Below are 23687 nucleotides of genomic sequence, written 5' to 3'. Positions count from 1 at the left end.
TTAGAATTTATAATCATATGCTCTATATGATTTCGAAGAGAGGATACATAATAACTTAAGTTTTATTAAATCGTTTTTACCATCGCTTATTTATTTTTTAATAGGTCATGCCTATTAAAACTGTTCTATTGATTGAGTTACTTGATGTGATTATTTCACTAAATTACTCGTGCCGCGCTTACATTTTAGAAAAAAATCTTAATTTTATTGAATTACAGACTTAATTAACTATTAATTCCTAATAAATTAGATTTACATGAACAACAAAAAATACATTTACTATATTAAAATGATACTAAATTACACATTTTGATACTTTTAGTCGCAAAATAACACCAATATATATCTATTAATGACCATCATTTAAAGATTGTGTCATTAATTTTATTAATGTATTTTTACTGATATTCGTAATAAATTTCGATTTCAAAAAAAAATTTAATACCGAATTTTTATGCTTAAAACCTAAAAAACACACTATGAGTGTATAAGTGAGTTTTTATATCAACAGTCAACTTTGGTCGTTATTAAAATTCTGAAATGTGTGTTTTGGAGGGAGAAACATCGATTTTAATTAAAATAATAATATATATGATGAGGACAAATTTAGAATGTTAACGAAAATGACGATAAAATCGCAATATAATCCTCTTTTCATTCAACTCTAAATTATTACTAAAAACTCAATATCAACTTGTACAAGTAAGCCTATGTTAGAAAAAATTATCATTGTTTTTGATATAAAATAAAAAAACAGAATCGCTGCACAAACTATAAACTAACTTATGTCAATTTTTCTATTTTATAACCATATGAAAATACGCGTATTTTCTCAAACCGAACAACAGCCAAAAATGTGATCTATACACCGTTTTTTATCATTAAGAATATTCCTAATTTACTCTCATAGTGTGTTAAAGTGTGATCCTAAGCTTAAAGCCATCAATAAAAGATGTTTTTCTTACCCTCATTTATGCATAAAAAAGAGAGTTTACCGTTTTTCAAACAATTCAATCCCGTGAATAACGCTCATTTTTTGTCGATTACATAACATAAAGTAGCTATCTCCATTTTAGTATCATAATTTAACAATTTTGAGACATTAACAAATAAAAATATTTTATATCAATAATTTGCCATATACCGACTAGCTTACCTTTACTAAATCAATATGCCTTTCTTAAAATATCGCCTAAAGTACATACGGAATAGTTGACGGATACTACCTGCAACATTTCATTCCGTTATTCGCTTTATGACGAGCAAAAAGCGATTGATACTCATTTAATATCGGCTAATAAATTGAAATGATTAATCACTAAAAAAGAGAGTGGCTGATGGTGGTGGTATAGCCAAAAAACCATAAGGAATAGAACTTTTACTAATAGATATGGAATAAAAGGCAAACTAGAATGACCATTTGGTGGCAAATTATAGTGTGAAACCGACCCTATTAAGGGATTAATTTACGCTGATTGACCATCAAATTAGTACAATATTTTGATATAGGATTCGATATCCACACTAGTTGAAATACAGTTTCAATACTAAAGGATACATAGCGGGTTATTGCTATAAGAATATTGATGGCAATCGTTCTTTAACTTTGCTTAACTTATATTGGTATAAATGATGAGAAATGGATAAAACAATCTAAAAAAGAAACCTTATCATCCCTGATAATTGTACTATTTACGTTTTCTACTATCGAAAATAACAATTAATACTCCAAAAACTGCAACCAGCAAACTACCAATAATATAATTTTGCCTATCAAATGCTAAGCCTGTGTCTTTAATCGACTCTCCATAAACAATAGGGATACTAACATCCATATTATAAGAAATAATCGCTGTAATTAACCCAATGATTGTGAGCACAACACCAAACGTTTTCATTCCAGACCCTCAAATCACTTCTGTTAAAATAGGGTAGCGGACTATCTTTATAAAAGCAAAGCAAGGAGCCACTAGTTGTGCGGCTGCTATTATAAATGGGCTTTTTTTTGCGTAACTACAATAATAAATGTGTTCTAAGGCACAGTTTAATTGGAAATTTCCGCTTAATAAATTGAGTGTTTTTAATAAGCTAAAACAATCGAATGATATTAATAAATAATTTTTTATCGTTAAAGTCAACATATGAAATAATATCTATGCTTAAAACTGGCATTATTCCAAAATAGTTCTTTCGATATTATTGATTCTATTTAACTCAATAATGTCTAAAATGTATAAAGCATCGTCTCTGCATACTGACAGAATTTTTCGATAAAAACCCCAAGAGCAGGCAATAAAGATGCATTGATGAGAATAGATAAAGCTGCGGTTAGTAAAGAGATACCCATTAAAATTACCTTACCAATGAGGGGGAATATTACCCCCTACCCATAGGCCGGTTCATAATGTGTTCTTCCCAATCCACCACATCAATTTCTTTTACAGCAATATGGCGAACCGAAATACCCTCACTATGCATCGCAGCTTTTGAACCTGTTTTCAATGGATGCCAAGCAGGGAGCGACTTACCTTCAAGTAACAAACGATAAGCACACGTATTGGGTAACCACTCAAACGTTTCTAAATTATAACGATTAAGTTTAATACAGTCCGCTTCATAACTAAACCTGTCTTCATAATGCTTACATTGACATGTTTTTAAATTTAGCTGATTGCAAGCTACATTAGTAAAATAGATTTCATCAGTGTCTTCATCCATTAATTTGTGTAAGCAACATTGCCCACACCCGTCACAGAGAGACTCCCATTCCTCATCCGTCATTTCATCCAATGTTTTAACTTGCCAAAACTGCGACATAATACTAATTAATCCTATAATTAAATAATTCGAGTAGTCAGCGAATGATCATTTATCGATAACTTCAGCATATCACCAGAAGCCAATGGGCCTACACCTTCAGGCGTCCCAGTCAAAATGACATCCCCTGCACGTAGAGTAAAGAAACGGGACATGTAGCTAATCAGTGGTAAAATTGGGGTGATCATATCACGCGTCGAGCCGCTTTGGCGAACTTCACCATTAATTTCCAAAGAAAGCTCAATATTTTGTAGGTCATTCGGGTTACTAACAGGAATAAAACCAGAAATTGGGCAAGAACCGTCAAAAGCTTTGCTTTTTTCCCATGGCTGCCCTGCTTGCTTAAATTTAGCTTGTAGATCCCGTAATGTTAAATCCAGAGCAACTGCATAACCGACAATAGAACGCGAAACTCGGTCTTCATCAGCATTTTTTAACGGCATACCAATTAAAATTGCCATTTCAATTTCATGGTGAACCTCACCAAAATCTTTTGGAATAACAATTGATTGTGTAATATCGCATAAAGCTGTTTCTGGCTTAATAAAAACCACAGGCTCTTCAGGAACCGCTGACCCCATCTCTTTAATATGCTTTGCATAGTTACTACCCACACAAACTACTTTGTTTGCTGGGAAATCAAGTAACGCACCTTGCCAATCACGATGTTGATACATAAGGGGACTCCTATCTACTATCATTATTTTATTTTGTTAGCGATGCCATCTGCCATCATACAAACACTCAGTGCAAAATAATATGAGCGGTTCCAATGCATAATGGTGCGAAAGTTTTCAGTCACTAAAAATGTTCTCCCTTCTGGATCATCAGGGATAACTACCCATGTTTTCACGTCTGGAGATAATTGCGCACCTGTAGGCAATTTAACACCTAATTGTTGCCATTCGCTCACTGTTTTCCCTTGTTCAGTTTTTACGCCTTCCAAAGTTCGATTGAAATCAGCAGGTAAAGTGACTTGATAACCCCAAGGTAATTGTGATTGCCAGCCCTCCGTTGATAGGTAATTGGCAATAGAGGCAAAAACATCGGCCTTATTAGCCCATATATCCATTTTCCCATCGCCATCGCCATCTGCGGCATAGGATAAGTATGAGGTTGGCATAAATTGGCTCTGCCCCATCGCCCCGGCCCATGAACCTTTCAATTGCTGGTCTTCTGGAATGAAGCCTTTATCCATTATTTCAAGTGCGGCTAATAATTGTTTACTAAAAAGCGCCTCTCTACGCCCTTCGAACGACAGTGTCGCAAGAGCAGAAATGACATCCTCTTTCCCTTGAGAGCGCCCAAATCCACTTTCTAATCCCCATAACGATACAATAAATTGGGGTGGCACCCCATATTTTTGGCTAGTGGAATCCAACAATTTTTTATTTTCTAAGTATTTATTATACCCTGCGTTAATCCGTGATTGTGGCAAGACATTTTTTAAATAGCTGGCTAATGTAACGGTGGCTCTTTTTTCTGGCTGACCTTTATCTGCTTTTACCACTCGCTCTATAAAATGTATATTAGCAAAGGCTCGCTCAATCGTTGCGGGTTTAATCCCTTGTGCAACAGCATGTTCTTTTAGTAATTCCACATAGGCGGGAAATTGCTCTGGTTCACGTTGTTCAATTGGAAATGCTTTATCTAGCGCGGCAACTTCTTGAATTATTGCCTCGTTTTGTTTTGCAGTAATCGGTTGAGTTACCACGGATTCAGGTTGTGTCGCAGAACAACTTGCTAAAAGCAAACCAGCGACTAATGTATATAATAATGTTGGTTTCATTCGTATCCTCCAGACAGAATTACTTTTCAGGATTTTCTTAATTTGCTTCAGTTATTCAGTTCTTTGTGTTCTGAAAGCAAATTTTCTACCGGAGGTGGGAATTGTAGGTAATAACCAACATCGATAAGATCGGCCTTAACACGTGCTAAGTCAGCATTGGCAAGCCTGTCGCGTTTATCCAACGCAATAAGCATAGCAAATTGTGGTGTTCCAAATTGGGCTAATAAGTCCTCAGGAACCCGTGAAAAATCATCTTTCTTTTCAATATAAAGATAAGTTTGCTCACGCTTAGGGCTTCTATAAATTGCACAAATCATTATATTTAACTCTTTTTCTTAGTTCATTAGCTTGCTTGAAGAATACAGTAACTATAACATGCTATTGTTTTACAGAATATCTTCACCCGAGGATTGTTTCGGAAATTTTAATTTGCTGAGTCTAGATAGATGCCACAATCGCCAATAGAACTTAAAGGCAGCAGTTTTACTCTTTCAGTAATTCACTTATACAGTGAAGAGCCTAAACTCATCAAAAAAGCGCTGCAAGATAAAGTAAGTCAAGCTCCTGACTTCTTTAAAAATGCCCCTGTCGTAATTAATATTGCTGAACTATCACCAAATGTAGACTTATCGAGTATTCACAAGTCCGTTATTTCAGCTGGTTTACGAATTGTCGGTGTCAGCGGATGTACTGACCCACAGTTACGACAAAAAGCAAATGATGTTGGTTTACCGGTATTGAATGAAGGTAAAAGCCAAAAACCTGTTGAAGTGCAAGCTGAAACTCAGGTTACGACGGTTCAAACTGAGCCGCTGTATCGTAAAACTCGAATTATAAATACCCCTGTTCGTTCTGGGCAACGCATTTACGCACCAAATAGTGATCTAATCGTCACAAGTAATGTGAGCGCAGGTGCAGAACTGTTAGCAGATGGTAATATTCATATATATGGCATGATGAGAGGTCGCGCATTAGCAGGTGCCTCTGGTGATGTTGAAAGCCAGATTTACTGTACTCACTTGCAAGCTGAATTAGTTTCAATTGCAGGTGAATATTGGTTGAGCGATCAAATCCCTGCTGATTATCTTGCCAAAGCAACTAAACTTCGTTTAGTTGATAATAAACTTAACATCGAATATTTAATTTAGACCTTATTTACAAGGAATTATTCATGGCACGCATAATTGTAGTGACTTCTGGTAAAGGTGGCGTTGGTAAAACCACTTCAAGCGCGGCCATAGCTACTGGCCTGGCACAAAAAGGAAACAAAACGGTAGTGATCGATTTTGATATCGGCCTACGTAACCTTGACCTTATTATGGGGTGTGAACGTCGAGTAGTGTATGACTTCGTGAACGTCATCCAAGGTGACGCTACCCTAAATCAGGCACTGATTAAAGATAAACGCACCGAAAACCTATTTATTTTACCCGCTTCACAAACTCGCGACAAAGATGCATTAACTCGTGAGGGGGTCGCTAAAGTCCTTGATGAATTAAGTGATAACTTGGGCTTTGACTTTATCGTTTGTGACTCACCAGCTGGTATTGAAAGTGGCGCATTAATGGCGCTCTACTTTGCTGATGAAGCTATTATTACTACAAACCCAGAAGTTTCTTCCGTCCGTGACTCTGACCGTATTTTAGGTATTTTAGCCTCTAAATCACGTCGTGCTGAAAGAGGTGAAGAGCCAATTAAAGAACATTTACTACTGACTCGTTATAACCCAGGCCGTGTTACCCGCGGTGATATGCTAAGTATGGAAGATGTACTTGAAATCCTTTGCATTCCTTTAATTGGTGTTATTCCTGAAGATCAATCGGTACTGCGCTCATCTAACCAAGGTGAACCCGTTATTTTAGATACTGAGTCCGAAGCGGGCCAAGCGTATGATGATTGTGTTGCACGTATTTTAGGCGAAGAACGCCCTATCCGTTTCATTGAAGAAGAGAAAAAAGGTTTCTTAAAACGCCTATTTGGGGGATAAATAATGGCTTTATTGGATTTCTTTCTGTCGAGAAAAAAACCGACAGCGAATATCGCAAAAGAGCGATTGCAAATCATCGTTGCAGAACGTCGCCGTGGTGATAGTGAACCCCCATATCTGGCCGATATGAAACGCGATATTCTGCAAGTTATTTGTAAATATGTTCAGGTTGACCCTGATATGTTATCAGTGCAGTTTGAACAAAAAGGCGATGATATCTCTGTTCTAGAGCTCAATGTTACGTTACCTGAAGGTGACGAAATAAAAAGTTCAACAGCTGAAAAATAATTTGCAAAGAAGCCGCTATTTACTATGGCGGCTTGCTTTTCAACCCAAGCATTACATCGCTGTGATGCCAGTCTTTCTATCTTATTATTTCTCTAATGAGAAATAAATTGTTAGGCTGTTCAATGCATTAACACCTTCAGGTTTTACACCAACAGATCTGTAACGTCTAGTTGCGTCAAGTACTGCTTTACCAAACATTTCACTATGTTCAGACCTCACAATATAAACATTAGTTAACTCCCCTTGCGGTGTAATTTCAAAGTGAACAACAACATGGCCCTCCTTATTCATCATTTTCGCTCGCCGTGGGTATTTTTTATGGCGTTCTAACTCATTACGTATTCTTGTAAGGTAATTTAACCGAATATCATTGCTATTATCGCCCACCATTCTCGTTTTCTGCTCCCCTTGTTCCCCACTCGCTAGCGATTCTATTTGGTTATCCCCCTCCTTAAACTGCTGCTCAGTTTCATCATGGTTTATTTTTTCTACTATCTCTTTCGAGATGACCCGTTTTTTATTCTCACTCTCTGAGCTTTTCTTGGGCTTATTCAAATTAATTTTTGTTTTTGATGAACTGTCTTCGCTATGCGTTTCACTGTTTGTTTTTGCGACCTCAATTAGTGCGCTTTCCAATTCAACTGGCGAACTCATTAATCCACCAGAGCCAACAAGGGGCTCTTCAGTTTTAGCGATTTGTTTTTCAACCAGTAATTGAGATAGAGCAACCGTTATGACATCTGAATTAATCGGTACCAATATTTTTGCAGATACTGAACTGCTCCGTAGACTGTAATAAGTTAGCCCACCATGTAGCAGTAATGAGACAATAACTGCATACACAAAACGTGAATAAGTCATCTCTTTTCCTACATAAAAAACCCTTTATGCGACCACACTTCACCACATAAAGGGTTAATTGTTAGAATCTGCTGGTTAAATTAAAACGTATTGCCCTACCTGGCGCAGGCATCATGCTACGTGTTAATGGGTCAATATAATATTCATCAAATAAGTTAGTCGCTAAGAGCTCTAATGATAGGTCTTTATTCACTTGGAAATTGACGTAAGCATCTGTAGTAAAAACAGCATTCCAATGCATTGGGCTATTATTTAAAGGTGCAAAATGATATGGGTATTTATTTATCATCGCTTCTTCATCTTCATTTTTCGCCCTACTGTGATAACGCATACGACTACCCACTTCCAACGTTTCATCTAAGAAACGTAACCCTAAGTTAGTATGAATACTGTATTTAGGTTGTAATTGAGTCCGTAAATACCCCCCTGGAAACCCTGCAGTTGTGCATTCTGAGCCTCCATATTTATTGTAGGGGTCCATTGATACTAATGACGCTTCATCACACACTTCGTTTTTTAAGCGGTAATCTAACCCCACATCACCAAAAAACCAGCCATTATCATAACGAGCTAATAGCTCTATCCCTGCTGTTTTATGTTTATCTACTTGAGTGAAAATCAAATTCATATCTCGCTCAAACGCATTGGTCACCACTGTATTGTAATAATTTATTCTTAAATCAGCGTGGTTTTCAGCATTTAATAATTCTTGGAAGTTGCGCACATAACCAAATTCTATAGTATGGCTACGCTCAGGTAAAAATGTAGGGGGGACATAACTAACACCTCTACTGCTCGAAAAACCAACAGTATCTTCAAAAAGACTTGGCATCCTAACGGTTTCTAAATAACGGGCAAATAGACGATCATTATCCGTGACATATGCAGTTATACCAAAGGCTGGCGCCCAAGCTGAATCTTCATTTCTTTTCGGGGCTTTAAATTTTTCAACCTCTGTAAATTTAATTTTATCTTTCCTTTTATTTAACTCAGTCAATCCATATTTTTTCGCTGTCAAACCAGTGACTGGGTCGATAACCTCTTCTTTTAAATCAACTTCACCATTATAAAAAGGATTATTTTTTCGCATAAAGCGGTTGTTGGTATCGGCCTTCCATTTAACTATGTAGTCTTTTCCCGCAATTCTAAATTCGCGTTTTCCTTTCATATTACTTGCCCATATTAAAGAATGTTTCGGCATGCCTAAAGCTTCTTCAATCAAGACCTTTGTATCATATGGTAGTTTATCTTTTATGCTTGCAAAACTTTGTCCCTTACTATTAACATAATTCTGTATTAGTTTAAATTCATCGGCTGTTAACACACGGGTTAACCGAAAATTTCTAGCTGTTACCTGACTGACTCGAGCAAAATTTATGTCTTTTGCCGCTACCCTTCTTTCTTTTAAAGTGTCCCTAGACCAATAGCTAATATATTGAGCCCCTGCATTAAGGCTTAACCAATCTGTTGGTTGCCAATCAAGCCTTATTGCACCATTGTATTCCCTGCGTTTACCTTCCCTTGGAACCGCACGGAATAAACCACTTATCGGAACTGTATTTGAATTATACACATCGTCTCTACTCCCTATCTTTTCATCAATTAAATTTCCTATTAATGTGATTTTAAACTCAGGAGCTAATTGAAATTTATTGGATAACGAAATACCATAACGATCATTAAGCTGGCTTAATTTAATGCCATTGACTAATGTACCATTGAGCTCAGCTAAGCGAGGTCGAGTTTTAAATTCATAAGACCAATCTCTTTGCATAGGCTCCCTAGGCTGACCTCCCGCCGTATTCGAATTTAAATCCATTTTCGTCAGCCAATACCCTAAACGAAAATCAACCCAATCCATAGATTCCGGTTTGAAAGAATAATTCGCATAAAAGGTATTTAAGGTTAAATTAGCTAAAGACCACTGTGGGATACTGCCAGTTAAATCATGATAGCGGATCTGTGATGGCATGATTTCACCATAGTGGCTGGTTGTTCTCATGTAACCAAGAGACAAATCTTGTGCATTAGGCAGCATAAGATTTAATTTTGCTAATAATGTAGACATTTCATTAGACGTGTTACCAACCTCTTTATTGGGAGCATAAATTTTGGCAACAAATGGCATATAGGGGTCAATGGATTTCTGTGGCGAAGCTGGGTCATAAGTAATAATCTCACCTGTATATTTGCCTGACCCACGACTTCCCGCAAAATAATTACCTTGGTTGCGATAACTATAGGCTAACATAAGGTCAAATTTTTCTTGCCGTGTACCAATGGCAAAACGTGCCGCTTTATCTTGTAAATTAAAGAAATTGGCATTCCCTCTAGAACGAGGTTTAACAAGGACTTGGGAGTCTTGGAAATAGATCCCGCGAAATTTTTTATAATCCAGTGTTTCTAATAGGCGTTTGTCATCCCGATAATCCACACCATAATTTACCTGACGAATTCTCGGCTTTGTTGAATTACTACTGGTTTCTAACTTGATATCAAACCCAAATTGTTCATCTGCATCAACAACATCATCAATACCAATAGTTGTTATTGCGATTCCCCCACCTGTCGAAGTACGCACATCACGACTGAGTCCCCCGCTTTTCATCACCCTAATACGACTAATCATGTTCGGGTCAATATAATTACGGTTGTTAGCACCATTGTAACCACGCCAAACCGTGATAGCCTGTTCAGTACCATCAACCGTAACAGGAACACGCCCTTGCCCTTGAATACCCCGTACGTTAGGATCTAACGCCCCACTATTGCGGGCATCACCACTATACACCCCAACAGCATGGTTGATAGTGTCGGCTGGGTTTGTCCCCTTATAACGCTCGATTTCTTCCTTACTGATATAGATATTCGATTCATCTTTATCATACTGATCATCAGCCCCTTTTTTATCGCGCTGTTTAATTGTGGTTGTTTTATCATTAACTATGATAGAACCGATATTTTCACGCTCTTGTGCATACAATAAATTAGGAATACTACAAACAGACAACCCTGTCGCAATATTAATCGCTATTACTGTCTTTACTTTCATTATTCCTTCCGCTAAACATTAGAATTTTTTGCTAAAATTGACACCAACTTCACTTTGCTTAAAAGAATAAATAATATGAGCCGTACTTTTATTTATTTGGCTATTAAAATACACCGCCGGTGTAAAGCTTAATACTTTGTATTTTTCTAATGTCAGTTGTGTATTCAAATACCAATTATGATCACTTCTTTTTGTATTCAAATAATCATCAAACTGCTTAAACTCTGTATATTTATAACCAGTAACAACCAATAACTTATAGGGGTCGACAACTGTTAATAGCCCAATTTTTGTTCCATATTGCAGATAACTGTCGCTTTTGAATTTTTTCTCCCTCTTGATAACATCTATCCCTGAAAAAAATAATAGATTTGGATTAAGAAAATAACCACTAATCAGTGAATAAGAGAGTTTATTACCATCATTAAAGTTATATTTATCAATATAATTTTTATTTTTTAACTCTACCCCCCCGAATAATATTACTTGAGGCGTAAATTCGTATTCTACGGCTATCCGTGCCCCTAATTTCAAACTATGATATTGATTATCATGCCATTTAGTTTCAACAATCGGTAACAACTGTATTTTTTTATTTGCACCTTCAAACTGGTAGCCTCCATTGAGTAAAACACTTATTTTTTTAGTGGACACTGTTTTCATCGGTTCTAACCCAACAATGTTAAACGAAAACTGCCCAGCATGATTACCTAATAATGCATAGCGTTTCGATAGTTCAATAGAATAATGCCATTCCCCACCAGCTATCGCCTTTTTACTACTCCCCATACACTTGCTTCGAAAACAATAAATATTATTACTATTGGATGCTTCATTTAAATTAAAATCATAGCTTGCACCAAGTTTAATCGTACCCTGCCAATGATTTTTAGTTTCCAGTAAAATTATTTGACTACTAATGAAATTACTCAGGCTTACTGATAGTTTATTTTTATACTTGGTTAGCAATGTTTGATACACCAATAAAGCATCTTCATAGCGCTTAATACCAATAAGTGCAAGTGCAAGCTTTATTTCAATTAAGGGTAAATCCGGCTGTACAGCCAAAATTTCATTATAAAAACCAATCGCTATCTCATACTCTCGCCTTACCAGTGCCTTTTCAGCGTAAATATATTTAACTAGGTTTTCATCATGCTGATGATCGCTTTTATAAAGAAAAATTATAGTTTCTATTTTATCAAACTCTTTTTTACGAACAAGATCATAAAGAATAAACCCAAGTTCGTCGATGTTTTTTTCATTATTTTTTGTTTTTTTTTATTTTCAGTTCATGTTTATCATTATTATCTACACTTAAAATACTAATAAATTGTTCGTCTAATTGTTGCACCGCAAATATTGGGGTTACAAAATCACATGAGCTTACAATAATAAAACCAATTATATACTTAATATATACGACCATAAATAACCTATTCTTTAGTGATAAAAAAAGCAGACAAAATAATATTTTGCCTACTTGTCTTTATTTAAGTTTAATTATTAGTCTTTTTTGCCACCAAATGCGGTATCTAAGTGCTCATGCCCCTTAAATGAAGTAATACCTGCAACTTGCTCTGCATTATCGCCAAATAACTGCCCCATACTACTACCTGTTATTGTATCATTCGCTATAGCATTACCACTGAATTTCCCTTGCTCTGCAATATTCCCCCCCATCGAAATACTTAATGTTTTCCCTTTTAATGAGCCTTTATACGACTTATGATTAAAATCAGCCGTGAATGAGCCTATTAGTTTTGTTTCACCATCAAATTGGTTGATTCCTTCTAGGGTATAATTGGCTTGCCCACTAGATGGAACCTCACTCATCGCGTTCTCACCCGAGAAATAAGCTGTGTGTGTTGTATCACCGTTTACCCCTGTCTGTGACCAATCACCGAAATATACTTCGGCATCCGCAACCTGACTAAATTGAAACTTGCCCATGTTACCATGTGGTATAGTAGTACCATCAAGAAGATAAACATTATCAGGCTTCTTAATATCACTACTTTTTAAGCCTGAAAATGATATAGTTTTTCCTCCTGCTATGCTTCGATAACCAATACCGGGGGTACCTAACGCACCACCGTGTGGTCCCATTGTTGATTCAGTTTCATCTATTCTTATATTTACCATATTATTATCATAACTTTGGCTTTGCCCTGAGATGGTTTCAGCCATAGTGCTACTAAAAAATACAGAGAATGTAACTGCTAATGTTAATACCGATATTTTTTTTCATTTTTTGGGTCCTTTTCAATAGAAATTAACTTACCTTGTTAAATAAAAATGCACATTAAGAAAATATTATATTTTCCTTTAATGCGTAGATGTCAGTATATGAAATCACCTTTCATTTACAAATAAGCTTAATATAATTAGCTTTTTTATTATTTGGTGAAAAACAAAAATAATGGTTTATTTTCAGTTTATTAAAAAATAACCTTATAGTAATTAATTATATTATCCCCCTTTACTCTTTTTTGTTTGTTTATTTTTAAGAGTAAATTTAATTAAAAACCAATTTTTATTTAAATATAGCAGGCGATTAACTAGAATTTATTTGTTAGAGTGATTAAATGAAATGATAATATAACTGAAAAGGATGTTTTTAGTAGGTACAAGGGAAAACCCCCTGTACCTTAAACGATTATACGTTTGTTAGTAACTTTGAAATAGGTTTTGCAAGCAACTTTCCACGCCAACCATCGAGAAGCTCAGGGGGCGTTGCCGAAGTTTTTAGCCCCCAATGTAAAGAAAGTAACTGGTTAATCTGCCTTCTTGAGGCTAATAATTCTGCATTAAATTTTTCATTTTCAGCGATATCTTTGACGATAGCTTTAATTTCTTTAAAGAGATTTTTATATTCACTTTGTTCAGTAATATTTGCCACAGGTGCAGGATATTGGCTTGCATCAAGTTTTTTAGCTTGATCCACAATAGCTAACAAACGCTTACCGTGACAACGGATTTCTTGCCCCGTCAAACCTAAGCTATCAAGTTCGCCGAGAGAACCCGGTAAAAAACGAGCCACTTTCCACAAGTGCTCTTCTTTTACAACAAAGTTAATTGCCATATCACGAGCTTTTGCCTGATTTAATCGCCATGCCGCGAGTAACTGTAAACACGCGAGTTGTTCATCACGTAATTGCCAAGCATTATGAATATTTAGGTATGCTTTTTCCGGTTTGAGTGTTTTTTGACGACGAGCGACAACACGTTGGCACTCATCTTTAACATCTTCTAAATACCCAGCCTCCATCACTTTAGCCATCAGGATTTCAGCTAATGGTAGTAAATACAGCACATCCGCTGTTGCGTAATCACACTGTTTTTCACTCAATGGGCGCGCTAACCAATCAGTACGAGACTCACTTTTATCCAACTCAATTCCCAGATGTTCTGATACCAACGACGCAAAACCACACGAAATAGGATACCCTAAAAAAGCCGCTATAATTTGCGTGTCAATCATGGGTTCAGGAACGCAGCCGAAATCATGCATAAAGACTTCGAGATCTTCACTGCCCGCATGTAAGAACTTAATTTGATTTGGGTTAGTCAAAAGTGCTTTGAACGGGCTAAAATCCGTTATTGATAACGGGTCAATCAACGAAACTTGCTTTCCATCATACAGCTGTAGCAAACCTAATTGAGGATAATACGTTCTGGTACGAACAAACTCGGTATCCAACGCAAGCCATGGCGCATGGCTCGCTTCTTGACATATTTGGGCTAGTTCACTATCTGTAGTTACTAAACGATAATTCAAAACAAGTTTCTCTTTTTATATTTTCATCACAGTAACGCCGGTATAAACCGGCGTTACTTATTATCTTTATGAGACTAAACCATCATCATACTGGTGTTTTATCTCTTTGCAATTTTTCTTCATCACGCAGATCTTTACGTAAAATTTTACCTACGTTAGATTTTGGTAATTCATCACGAAATTCAAATAACTTAGGCACTTTATACGCGGTTAACGAACGACGGCAAAAGGTTTTAAGTTCATCAGCAGTTAAATTCGTATTTTTCGTCACAACAAACACTTTAACGGCTTCCCCTGTACTTTCGCTAGGAACACCAATTGCAGCGCATTCAATCACATCAGGGTGTGCCGAAATGACATCTTCAATTTCATTTGGATAAACATTAAAACCAGAAACAATAATCATGTCCTTTTTGCGATCAACAATGCGAATATAGCCTTCAGTATCTATTTCAGCGATATCCCCTGTTGCTAACCAGCCATCAACGATGGCCTCCGCGGTTGAGTCAGGGCGATTCCAATACCCTTTCATAACCTGAGGGCCTTTTACCCACATTTCACCGGGTTCACCAATGGCAACTTCATGACCATCATCATCAAGGAATTTAACATCAGTTGATGGAACAGGTAAACCAATACTTCCACTATAAGACGTTAAGGTATAGGGGTTCCCCGTCACTAATGGTGAACATTCTGTCAAACCATACCCTTCAAGCAAATGTTTCCCGGTGAGCTGCTGCCATTTTTCAGCCACTGCTTTTTGTACTGGCATCCCCCCACCAACCGAAAGACGTAAACGTGAAAAATCCAATTTCTTAAATTCATCATTATGAAGCCATGCATTAAATAATGTATTCACCCCAGTAATGGATGTAACAGGATAACGCCCTAATTGCTTCACCGTGTCTGGTACATCACGCGGGTTAGTTATAAGTAAATTGACTCCCCCAACATTGATGAATAACAAACAGTTCACCATCAGCGCAAATACATGGTAAAGAGGTAATGCAGTCACAACAAACTCTTCCCCAAACTTCAACACAGGGCCGTAAGCTGCTCTCGCTTGTTCTAAATTCGCTAACATATTGCGATGGGTTAACATCGCGCCTTTGGCAACCCCTGTTGTTCCCCCCGTGTATTGCAAGAAAGCCAAATCACTACCTGCAATGTTTGGTTTAATATATTGCATACGATAGCCATAATGCATTGCACGACGAAATGATATGGCATCGGGTAAATTGTATTTAGGAACTAAGCGTTTCACATACTTAACAACAAAATCCACAATGGTCGCTTTTGGTCGTGAGAGTTGATCGCCCATTCGCGTCAAAATGACATGCTTAACTTTGGTGTTATAAACAATTTTTTCTAGCGTATGAGCAAAATTCGACACAATCACAATCGCTGCTGCACCGCTATCGTTTAGTTGATGTTCTAGTTCTCGCGGTGTATACAGTGGATTAACATTCACCACTACCATACCTGCCCGCAATATCCCAAACAAAGCAATAGGGTACTGCAAGAGGTTCGGCATCATTAATGCAACACGATCCCCTTTTTTTAGACCAAGCCCATTTTGCAAATAAGCAGCGAAAGCACGGCTTCTTTCCTCCAGCTTCCGATAAGTCATGACTGCGCCCATATTGATAAATGCAGGCTGATCAGCATATTGAGAAACCGCGTTTTCAAGTAACTCAGCCAAAGAGGCAAAGCGATCAGGATTGATTTCTTCCGGCACATCAGTAGGGTAATTTTTTAGCCAGATTTTTTCCAAAATGTTACTCCTGAATTTAGTGAATTTATTATACTCAACACATGTTTTAACAAATTATTAACTCAGCGTACCAGTTTGAAAAACAGACAATGTCAAGGTTGAGACCTCTATCACTAAATAAATTTTATTCTTCTAAGAAAAAACAAGGCGGTCTATGCCGCCTTGTTTGTCTTAAGATTAATTAAATAGATGTAAATCTATACAAGATAACGTAATTATACACCGAACTACACTAAGTTTGGAGAGCTTATCGATGCTTAATAACTTGCCATATCAAAAAAAGATAGTTTTAGTGGTATAAAAGACTGCCGAAGAACGCCATTATTTATCTTCAAGCACAAAAAAAGGCCATTACTTTAAAGGTAACAGCCTTTTCCTTTTTACTTAGTGAGTCTTAAGTTCAAAAACAGAGATAAAATATTACTCAGTTAAGTAAGTGTGAACCTGAGCCGGGCCGCCTGGATAGCCATATCCCCACCCCCAAGGATGGTTATAATAGTAAGGGTCCCCGTAGTAGCCATAATTCCACGGCCCACTCGGTGGTATCATAACACTTTGTGCAATATTCCAACGTTGAAAACCTGTCACATCTAAAGTGACATATTTGTAAGGAACTTGCCCGACTTTACCTGGTTGTTCACCAGTGATTTTACCGACTACCGTGACGTAACGATTAGTGAAATCACTCGGCTCACGGAAGCCATTCAAATAAGCATATATACGACCAATAGATGGAGCATTGAGTTCAGGTGCAGCATCGTATTTACTCAATGCCATCACCGCAATTTCTAAGCGAGTCCTTGTCGGCTCATTTGCCACAGCAAGGACTTTTCCACCAAAGCGTGCCTCTTGACCAATATACATTTCAGGTGCATTTTGTACGGATGTTAAGTTATCCGTAGGGTTTTGTACCGACCCTTGAATTGATGCGGGTATCGAGACGCACCCTGTTAGTGCTAATACGCTTGCGACAAAAAGACCTTTAAGTGCAGTGCGGCAGTTTAATTCAATATTCATAGACCACCTCCGATTAGCAATAGTATAATTTTATATTGTGTTGTTTAAAATAGTCTTAATTTGAGACAACACAATATGTTAAACAGGCATACATTACCTTTTAATAATAACCTATCTTTTTAAACAATTCGATTTGTATTTTAATTTATCAAGATATTATGTATTACCTAAATTAGATAATAAATTGGCTATATATTTAGTGATAAGATACAGCCAATTCAATTTTTGATGACTTCTGCTGAACTTATTCTCTACCGGGCAATTTTTTCCAAGTCACTTCATTACGCAAATAAGTTGGTTCTACATTTTCAACTGCAATCGCTTTACCTTGTTGCCATAACTGTGCAGCAATTGGCAGCATGTCTTGCGCATCAGGTAACGTCACCTGACTATCACTCAATGCCTTATCACTGGCTAATAATGTTGGATAAGCTGCCCAACCTGTACCGGCATAGCACCATTGCCCAGTCAATGAGGTGAATTGGGCTTTAAAGTCATCAGGTTGTAGAACAGCTTCTGTGCCTTCACCTAACCATTGCCTATCTACAACATATTGATATTGAGCACAATAGATTTCAGACATACGTGCATCAATGGCAACTAGGACTTGCGTTTGCCCCGTGAGACGTAATGCACCTTGAGCGAGAGTCATTAATGAAGAAACACCAATCATTGGCAAATCAGCACCTAATGCTAACCCTTGTGCTATCCCTACACCAATGCGCACCCCCGTGAAACTACCCGGGCCACGACCAAATGCTAATGCATCTAACTGGTTTAGCCCCATACCTGCTTCGGCCAAAACCTCTTCAACCATGGGTAAAACTTTTTGTGTATGTTCACGAGGGGAAATAGCAAAGCGTGAAATGATTTCACCATCACACCAAAGTGCAACTGAACATGCTTCGGTTGCTGTATCAACAGCAAGAATACGGGTCGACATGCCTAAACTCCGGCAAATTAATAATTTTTGATTAAAAGATGTTATGCATATTAACACAAACAACTTCCGTAACAGCAGAAAAACGCCAAGGAATTGACTCTTTTTAGGGAGACTGTCGCCTTTTTTCTTCAAGAAATTCGATAGCCTTGGTTACGCTTCTCGTCCGTGGAGATGGAGGAAGGCTGCGTAAAAATACCTCACCATAAGGACGAGTCACTAGGCGATTATCACAAATCACTATCACACCATAATCACTTGTATCACGAATTAACCGACCAACACCTTGTTTTAAGGTAATAACAGCATCAGGTAGCTGTACATCGGCAAAAGGGTCGCCACCGCGTAATTCACAGTCTTCAATTCGCGCCCTCAATAAGGGGTCATCTGGTGCCGTAAATGGCAGTTTATCAATAATCACACAAGTAAGTTCATCGCCACGTACATCTACCCCTTCCCAGAAACTACTTGTTGCGACTAACACAGCGTTTCCTGCCGCAATAAACTGAGATAACAGTTTGTTCTTACTGCTCTCCCCTTGCATTAATACGGGTAACGTTAATGAGGCTTTAAATTCTTCGGCTAATTCACGCATCATCACATGAGATGTACACAAAAAGAAGCACCGCCCTTGGTTTTTCTCGATTAAAGGCCGTAACATCGTTGCCAGTTTTTGCGCAACTCCGCGTTGATTCGGTTCCGGTAAAAAACGCGGCACACACAACAACGTTTGACGTTGATAATCAAATGGGCTCGCCAGTAATAATGTTTTGGCTTTAACCAAACCTAAGCGGTCTGTAAAATGACTTAGCTTTTCATTGACAGATAACGTTGCTGATGTGAAAACCCAACTCGCAGGTGTGCTATTAATCATCTCACTAAATTTTTCTGCGACCGTTAATGGGGTCAAAGCGAGTAAAAAATGACGTCCATAGCTTTCAAACCAATAACTGTAGCCAGCAATAGAAACATCTTTAAGCCGGTTTAGCCGGTTGCGATACATAGTTACTCGCTCGAAAATAGAATCTAAGCTTTGAGAGCGCCCTAAAGAGGTTTTAATTACCTCATAGCATAATTCTAATGAATCATCGAGTAATGTCAGCGCCCTTTGCACAGCAGGTAGCTTAAGTAAGTCACGTAAGTTCCCACGGAAGCTGTTTTCCCCCAAATTCAACCTAAAATCTAACGTGCTTTGCGTTAGCCTATCCGCACTTTTTTGCAGTTGTACTTGGTCTTTCAACTCCGTTCGATACGTCATGACCATGTCCCGGGCAAGGTCAAGTAATTGACGACTACTTAACTGTTGGCCAAAATATTGGCTGGCAATATCTGGAATTTGGTGTGCTTCATCAAAAATCATCACCTCTGCTTGGGGGATTAGTTCCCCAAACCCCGTATCTTTGACGACTCTATCCGCCATGAATAAATGATGATTGACGACGACAATATCCGCTTCTAAAGCTTTACGGCGAGCTTTGAGAACAAAACACTCTTTATAACGAGGGCAATCACTTCCCAGACAATTATCATTGGTACTAGTGACTAGTGGCCAAACCGGGCTATCCTCAGCAATATCATGGCAAGTACTGGTGTCGCCTAACTCAGACTCTATTGACCAACTACGTAACCTAACAACGGCAGATAAAATTTCTGGTTCGAGGCTTCCGCCACCTAATGATTGCTGATCTAACCTTTCTAAACACAAGTAATTGGAGCGCCCTTTCAATAAAGCTGTGCGCCCAGTATAGTTCATCGCTTCGATTATTGAGGGTAAATCCCGATGATATAATTGATCCTGTAGTGCTTTTGACCCTGTTGAAACAATAACTTTTTTCCCACTACGCAATGCTGGCACTAAATAAGCATAGGTTTTTCCTGTTCCCGTTCCCGCTTCAGCCACCAGCACCTGTTGCTGTTCAATCGACTCAGCTACGGCTTTGGACATAGTGACCTGAGCTTCACGAGGTTGAAAACCAGGAATTGTTCTGGCTAAAAAGCCATCCGCAGAAAAATCATCGTGCACAACAAAAACCTATTTATCAAAAAAATGAGTAGCACACTTTACCATGAGTTGGCTTACCCTGCTGAGCTAATTAATACTTGGTTGAACAACTGATTTTCATCCGGCTATCAAGCTGCTATTCTTGAGTTACATGTATAATAAGGAATGATTATGTCCATTAAACGTATTGACCCAGATAATCGTTGGTCTGAAGCTGTTATTCATAATAATGTTGTTTACTACACCAGCGTGCCAGAAAACCTCGATGCCGATATCGTGGCGCAAACCGCCAATACACTTGCTGCAATTGATGTCATGTTAGAGCGTATAGGTTCGGATAAAAGCAAAATCCTCGATGCAACAATTTTCTTGGCTGATAAAGCTGATTTTGCTGGGATGAACCAAGCATGGGATGCATGGGTCGTTGCGGGAAGTGCACCTGTACGTTGTACTGTACAGGCATTATTGATGAAGCCTGAATATAAAGTTGAAATAAAGATAATTGCTGCAATTGATTGATTTTATATTTAAAAATAAGTGATTGTAGGGTTAGCTTAGGAGTCCTAGTAACGAAACTGGGGCTCTAAACTAAAAATATACCCTTTAAATTTAAAACTGCCTTCTGTCTGCAATCGCCCGCGAATAAAATAGCTAAAGCAGCATCCCAATTCTCTCAATCCAGCTTCCCTTATTAACAATTTATTGCCACTAAAATCTGCGTTTTGTTACATAAAACACATTTAGAAACCTTTTTTAGGCAAATATCCCTCATTAAAATAAACGACTATAAATTTTAGATAGTTCTATCTTATATCGCGCACTAAAAGAAACTTATGTGTTTATTTAAATTAATAGATCATAACTGGGATAGTAATATGAGCAAAAAAGAAAACGTACCTCCTAGGCGAATTTTTTTACAAAAAACATTAGCTATCATTCCGCTTACCGCGCTAGGCAGCAATCTAATAACCATGGACAGTTTAGCTGCTACATCTCATTCACCCAATAATTTATCAACGCTATATTCCCCGCTTTTTTTTAATGAAATTGAGTGGCAATTCGTTCTTGCTGCCACCAATAGGCTTATTCCTGCCGACCAATATGGCCCAGGTGCCGTCGATGAAGGCATCCCTATTTTTATTGATAAACAAATGGAACAACCTTATGGATATGGGCATCTTTGGTATATGCATGGCCCCTTTGCAACTAGTGTTCCAGAATTAGGTTATCAATCTCCGTTAACCCCTCGTGATTTATGGCGCAATGGGATTCAGGATGTCAATGTATGGTGTCAACAACACCACAATAAAATGTTCGCTGAACTAGAAACGGCAGAGCAAGATGAAATACTCACTCAGCTTGAAAATGGCGCGCTTGAACTTTCCTCCGTTCCAAGCGAACTGTTCTTCACACAAATGCTTGAAAATACAAAAGAGGGCTATTTTTCTGACCCGATTCATGGCGGAAATCAAACGATGGCTTCGTGGAAATTAATTGGGTTCCCTGGTGCTAGAGCTGATTATCAACAAGTTATGGATAATCCTGGTCAACCGTACCCATTAGGGCCCGTGAGTATTTCAGGTAAAAAAAGAGGAATATAGCCATGGAAATTAAAAAAGATCCTGTTGATATTGTCATTGTGGGTTTTGGTTGGACTGGGTCATTAATGGCCATGGAGCTCGCCAATACAGGTCTAAAAATAGTCGCTCTTGAACGAGGTGAAAAACGGGATACTTATCCTGATTTTGCTTATCCTCGAATTGCAGATGAATTGACTTATGGTATTCGACTGAAATTATTCCAAAATATATCTGGAGAAACCATTACGGTAAGGCATAAACAATCAGACACTGCGCTGCCTTATCGGCGTTTAGGCTCTTTCTTGCCCGGAAATGGGGTTGGTGGTGCGGGTGTTCACTGGAATGGCATGCTTTGGCGACCGTTACATGCAGATATCAAAATGCGCAGTACTGTTATTGAAAAGTATGGGGCTGACTTTATTCCATCGGATATGACTGTACAGGATTATCCTTTTAGTTATGAAGAAATGGAGCCCTATTTTGACAAATTTGAAAAAATTTGTGGAACTTCAGGCCAAGCCGGTAATATTAATGGCAAAATTTTGGATGGAGGAAACCCTTTCGAGTCTGAACGGAAAAACCCTTATCCAACTAAACCATTAAAAATGCAATATTCATCCATATTATTTAATGAAGCAGCAAAATCCCTTGGTTACCACCCTTTCCCAACACCAAGTGCTAACTGTACAGAGCCTTACGTCAACCCTTATGGCGTTCAACTTGGGGTTTGTAATTATTGTGGTTATTGTGAACGTTTTGGCTGTTTTAACTATTCTAAAGCATCCCCTCAAGCCTGTGTGCTCCCAGCATTAAGGCAACATAAGAACATTGAATTACGAACAAACTCACATGTTGTTCAAGTCAATATGGATTCGACGGGGAAAAAAGCAACGGGAGTCACTTATATAGATAGCCATGGGCAGCGTGTTGTACAGCCAGCAGACCTTGTTATCTTAAGTGCATTCCAATTACATAATGTCCGACTACTTTTGTTATCGAATATAGGAAAGCCTTATAACCCTACTACAGGAGAAGGGGTTGTCGGTCGTAACTTTGCTTATCAAATGAACGGTGGAGTCACTTTATTTTACGATCAAAACCAATTCATGAATCCATTCGCCGCCGCGGGCTGCACAGGTAGTTTTATTGATAACTATAACGCTGAAAATTTTGACCATAGCCAACTAGGCTTTATCGGCGGTTCAACAATATCGACGACAACTTCAGGTGGACGCCCTATTCAGCAAATGACGATACCAAAAGATTCGCCAACATGGGGAACAGGTTGGAAAAAAGCTATTAAAGAAAATTATTTACACTCAATGCATATTGGGGCCTCAGGGTCTGTCATGCCTTATAAACAATGTTACCTAGACCTTGATCCAACTTACCAAGATAAGCATGGCCTACCACTGTTAAGAATGACATTCGATTGGCAACCCAACGAATTGAAAATGACTAACTTTGTCGGTTCTAAGGCTGAAGAAATAACAAAAAGAATGAACCCTAAACATTATGAAATGGGGTTTATGTCAATGGATGCACATTATGATGTACGCCCATACCAATCAACCCATACCACCGGTGGTGCAGTGATGGGTGACTCCCCACAAAATAGTGTCGTAAATAAGTACATGCAAACTTGGGATGTTCCCAATGTATTTGTATTAGGGGCTTGTTGTTTTCCACAAAACCTTGCTTATAACCCAACCGGGATAGTGGGTGCGACAGCACTGTTTGCTGCAAACGCTATACGTGAACTTTATTTACCAAACCCAGGTCCTTTGGTTCAAGCCTAA

At 38.0% G+C, this 23687-nt stretch carries 20 protein-coding genes; 6 read left to right on the top strand and 14 right to left on the bottom strand.

Going from position 1 to position 23687, the window contains the following annotated elements; all coding sequences use genetic code 11:
* Nucleotides 1-1688: 1688 nt before the first annotated feature.
* The 5 genes from P3L56_RS09760 to P3L56_RS09740 form a co-directional block, all read right to left on the bottom strand.
* Nucleotides 1689-1898: a hypothetical protein gene (locus P3L56_RS09760; protein WP_166684904.1), complete on the bottom strand. Its 210-nt coding sequence runs from the start codon at nucleotides 1896-1898 to the stop codon at nucleotides 1689-1691.
* 478 nt (nucleotides 1899-2376) lie between these two features.
* Nucleotides 2377-2817 carry a YcgN family cysteine cluster protein gene (locus P3L56_RS09755; RefSeq protein ID WP_042843865.1) on the bottom strand — a complete coding sequence of 147 codons (441 nt, stop codon included), beginning with the start codon at nucleotides 2815-2817 and terminating at the stop codon, nucleotides 2377-2379.
* 20 nt (nucleotides 2818-2837) lie between these two features.
* Nucleotides 2838-3494: a fumarylacetoacetate hydrolase family protein gene (locus tag P3L56_RS09750; RefSeq protein ID WP_042843866.1), complete on the bottom strand. Its 657-nt coding sequence runs from the start codon at nucleotides 3492-3494 to the stop codon at nucleotides 2838-2840.
* A 23-nt stretch (nucleotides 3495-3517) separates the two neighbouring features.
* A complete protein-coding gene (locus P3L56_RS09745) occupies nucleotides 3518-4606 on the bottom strand; it encodes a lytic transglycosylase domain-containing protein (RefSeq protein ID WP_210831837.1) in 1089 nt (362 codons plus the stop codon).
* 47 nt (nucleotides 4607-4653) lie between these two features.
* Nucleotides 4654-4923, bottom strand: coding sequence for a YcgL domain-containing protein (locus P3L56_RS09740; RefSeq protein ID WP_042843869.1), 270 nt, complete (start codon nucleotides 4921-4923; stop codon nucleotides 4654-4656).
* A 129-nt stretch (nucleotides 4924-5052) separates the two neighbouring features.
* On the opposite strand from P3L56_RS09740, the gene minC reads away from it, so the two are divergent.
* The 3 genes from minC to minE are packed head-to-tail and all read left to right on the top strand — an operon-like array spanning nucleotide 5053 to nucleotide 6881.
* Entirely contained in the window at nucleotides 5053-5754 is a 702-nt protein-coding gene (minC, locus tag P3L56_RS09735) for a septum site-determining protein MinC (RefSeq protein ID WP_042843871.1), read from the top strand.
* Between the two features lie 23 nt (nucleotides 5755-5777).
* Nucleotides 5778-6593, top strand: a complete 816-nt coding sequence (gene minD / locus P3L56_RS09730) for a septum site-determining protein MinD (protein WP_042843872.1) — start codon at nucleotides 5778-5780, stop codon at nucleotides 6591-6593.
* A gap of 3 nt (nucleotides 6594-6596) precedes the next feature.
* Nucleotides 6597-6881: a cell division topological specificity factor MinE gene (gene minE / locus P3L56_RS09725; protein ID WP_042843873.1), complete on the top strand. Its 285-nt coding sequence runs from the start codon at nucleotides 6597-6599 to the stop codon at nucleotides 6879-6881.
* Nucleotides 6882-6965: 84 nt separating this feature from the next.
* On the opposite strand, the gene P3L56_RS09720 is transcribed toward minE, so the two are convergent.
* From P3L56_RS09720 to P3L56_RS09680, 9 genes are all read right to left on the bottom strand, one after another.
* Nucleotides 6966-7742, bottom strand: coding sequence for an energy transducer TonB (locus tag P3L56_RS09720; protein WP_166684902.1), 777 nt, complete (start codon nucleotides 7740-7742; stop codon nucleotides 6966-6968).
* A 61-nt stretch (nucleotides 7743-7803) separates the two neighbouring features.
* Nucleotides 7804-10794, bottom strand: a complete 2991-nt coding sequence (locus P3L56_RS09715; protein ID WP_210831838.1) for a TonB-dependent receptor domain-containing protein — start codon at nucleotides 10792-10794, stop codon at nucleotides 7804-7806.
* An 18-nt stretch (nucleotides 10795-10812) separates the two neighbouring features.
* Complete coding sequence (locus tag P3L56_RS09710; protein ID WP_272686004.1) at nucleotides 10813-11862, bottom strand: surface lipoprotein assembly modifier; 1050 nt, start codon at nucleotides 11860-11862, stop codon at nucleotides 10813-10815.
* A gap of 438 nt (nucleotides 11863-12300) precedes the next feature.
* Nucleotides 12301-12984, bottom strand: coding sequence for a Slam-dependent surface lipoprotein (locus P3L56_RS09705; RefSeq protein WP_210832151.1), 684 nt, complete (start codon nucleotides 12982-12984; stop codon nucleotides 12301-12303).
* A gap of 469 nt (nucleotides 12985-13453) precedes the next feature.
* Nucleotides 13454-14575: a ribonuclease D gene (gene rnd, locus P3L56_RS09700; RefSeq protein WP_042843875.1), complete on the bottom strand. Its 1122-nt coding sequence runs from the start codon at nucleotides 14573-14575 to the stop codon at nucleotides 13454-13456.
* Between the two features lie 85 nt (nucleotides 14576-14660).
* Complete coding sequence (gene fadD / locus P3L56_RS09695) at nucleotides 14661-16349, bottom strand: long-chain-fatty-acid--CoA ligase FadD (protein ID WP_042843876.1); 1689 nt, start codon at nucleotides 16347-16349, stop codon at nucleotides 14661-14663.
* A gap of 420 nt (nucleotides 16350-16769) precedes the next feature.
* On the bottom strand, nucleotides 16770-17366 hold the full coding sequence (locus P3L56_RS09690; RefSeq protein ID WP_042843877.1) for a Slp family lipoprotein: 597 nt from the start codon (nucleotides 17364-17366) through the stop codon (nucleotides 16770-16772).
* A gap of 244 nt (nucleotides 17367-17610) precedes the next feature.
* Nucleotides 17611-18309 (bottom strand): tRNA (adenosine(37)-N6)-threonylcarbamoyltransferase complex dimerization subunit type 1 TsaB, encoded by a 699-nt coding sequence (tsaB, locus tag P3L56_RS09685; protein ID WP_048607136.1) that lies wholly within the window; start codon nucleotides 18307-18309, stop codon nucleotides 17611-17613.
* Between the two features lie 103 nt (nucleotides 18310-18412).
* Complete coding sequence (locus tag P3L56_RS09680) at nucleotides 18413-20329, bottom strand: ATP-dependent DNA helicase (RefSeq protein ID WP_048607135.1); 1917 nt, start codon at nucleotides 20327-20329, stop codon at nucleotides 18413-18415.
* Between the two features lie 150 nt (nucleotides 20330-20479).
* Between P3L56_RS09680 and P3L56_RS09675 the strand changes: the two genes are divergently transcribed.
* The 3 genes from P3L56_RS09675 (at nucleotide 20480) to P3L56_RS09665 (ending at nucleotide 23687) form a co-directional block, all read left to right on the top strand.
* Nucleotides 20480-20827, top strand: a complete 348-nt coding sequence (locus P3L56_RS09675) for a RidA family protein (RefSeq protein ID WP_042843880.1) — start codon at nucleotides 20480-20482, stop codon at nucleotides 20825-20827.
* A gap of 356 nt (nucleotides 20828-21183) precedes the next feature.
* Nucleotides 21184-21909, top strand: a complete 726-nt coding sequence (locus tag P3L56_RS09670) for a gluconate 2-dehydrogenase subunit 3 family protein (protein ID WP_048607134.1) — start codon at nucleotides 21184-21186, stop codon at nucleotides 21907-21909.
* 2 nt (nucleotides 21910-21911) lie between these two features.
* Nucleotides 21912-23687: a GMC family oxidoreductase gene (locus P3L56_RS09665; RefSeq protein ID WP_048607132.1), complete on the top strand. Its 1776-nt coding sequence runs from the start codon at nucleotides 21912-21914 to the stop codon at nucleotides 23685-23687.

It is taken from the genome of Providencia sp. PROV024 (assembly GCF_032709665.1).
Lineage (GTDB): Bacteria > Pseudomonadota > Gammaproteobacteria > Enterobacterales > Enterobacteriaceae > Providencia > Providencia huashanensis.
This window is presented reverse-complemented; position numbering and strand designations above follow the sequence as displayed.